Origin of the sequence: Massilia sp. CT11-108, assembly GCF_047302915.1 — a bacterium.
Lineage (GTDB): Bacteria > Pseudomonadota > Gammaproteobacteria > Burkholderiales > Burkholderiaceae_D > Telluria > Telluria orientalis.
The window spans coordinates 1-1,476 of the sequence record NZ_JBKYMO010000865.1; the positions used below are offsets into that span (position 1 = coordinate 1).

Below are 1,476 nucleotides of genomic sequence, written 5' to 3' on the forward strand. Positions count from 1 at the left end.
GGACTGGCGCGCCCGGCCCGCGCGCGAACGCGCCCGCTTCCTCAAGCGCTGGCATGCGCTGATCGTGGCCAACACGGACGACCTGGCGAAGCTCATTTCGCGCGAACAGGGCAAGCCGCTGGCCGAGGCGCGCGGCGAAGTGGCCTACGGCGCGTCCTACGTCGAATGGTTTGCCGAGGAGGCCGTGCGCGGCTACGGCGACATCATCCCCGAACAGGTGCGCGGCAAGCAGCTGACGGTGACGCGGGAAGCGGTGGGCGTCGTCGCCGCCATCACCCCGTGGAACTTCCCGCTGGCGATGATCGCCCGCAAGATCGCGCCTGCCCTCGCGGCCGGCTGCACCGTCGTGGCCAAGCCGGCGGAAGACACGCCGCTGACGGCGCTGGCGCTCGTCAGGCTGGCGGAGGAAGCGGGGATTCCCGCCGGCGTGCTGAATATCGTGACGACGTCGCGCGACCGGGTGGCGGACGTGGTCGGCGCATGGCTGCAGGACGCCAGGGTCCGCAAGATCACGTTCACCGGATCGACCGCGGTCGGCAAACGCCTGGCGCGCGAATCGGCCGGCACGCTGAAGCGCCTGTCGCTCGAGCTCGGCGGCAATGCCCCGTTCATCGTGTTCGAGGATGCCGACCTGGATGCCGCGGTCGACGGCCTGATGGCGGCCAAGTTCCGCAACGGCGGGCAGACCTGCGTGAGCCCGAACCGCGTCTACGTGCACGATGCGGTCTATGCCGCGTTCACGCAAAAACTGGCGGCCCGCGTGGAAGCGCTGCGTGTCGGCCCGGCCACCTGGGCCGACGCGCAGATCGGCCCGATGATCAACGCCCGCGCGGTCGACAAGATCGAAGCCCACGTGCGCGATGCGCTGGCCAGGGGCGGCCGGCTGGTCGTCGGCGGCAAGCGCCTGGCCAACGACGTCGCCGACGGCCCGAATTACTACGCGCCGACCGTGATCGCCGAGGCCAGCCACGACATGGCGCTGGCGTCGGAAGAAACCTTCGGTCCGGTGGTGCCGCTGTTCCGTTTCGCGGACGAGGACGAGGTCGTCCGACTGGCCAACGATACCCCGTACGGCCTCGCCGCCTACTTCTACTCGCGCGACATCGTGCGCGTGGCGCGCGTGAGCGAGCGGCTCGAGACGGGCCTGGTGGGCATCAACGAGGGCGTGCTGGCGTCGGAGGCGGCGCCGTTCGGCGGCGTCAAGGAATCGGGCTACGGCCGCGAGGGCTCGCGCTACGGCCTGGACGATTACACGCAAACGAAGTACCGCTGCCAGGGCGGCCTGGCGTAAGGCCCGCCGTCCGTCGCCTGTCCGCCTGCTCCCCGCGAGGGGACGCAGGCTTTTTTTGCACCCGACATCTGTGGCCAAAATTCGGGGTCAGAAAATTCGGGGTCAGAGCCTGAGCCTTCCCCTCAAATTTTGCTCAGATGTCATAGGTAAGCATCATGGAAGTCAGCTCTGACGATGCGTCGGCA

At 68.9% G+C, this 1,476-nt stretch carries 1 protein-coding gene; it reads left to right on the top strand.

Annotated features, from left to right (window positions below):
* Positions 1-1,291, top strand: a 1,291-nt coding sequence (locus ACEN88_RS31510) for an NAD-dependent succinate-semialdehyde dehydrogenase (protein WP_413346069.1), incomplete at its 5' end; no start/stop codon positions are given.
* Between the last annotated feature and the right edge of the window lie 185 nt (positions 1,292-1,476).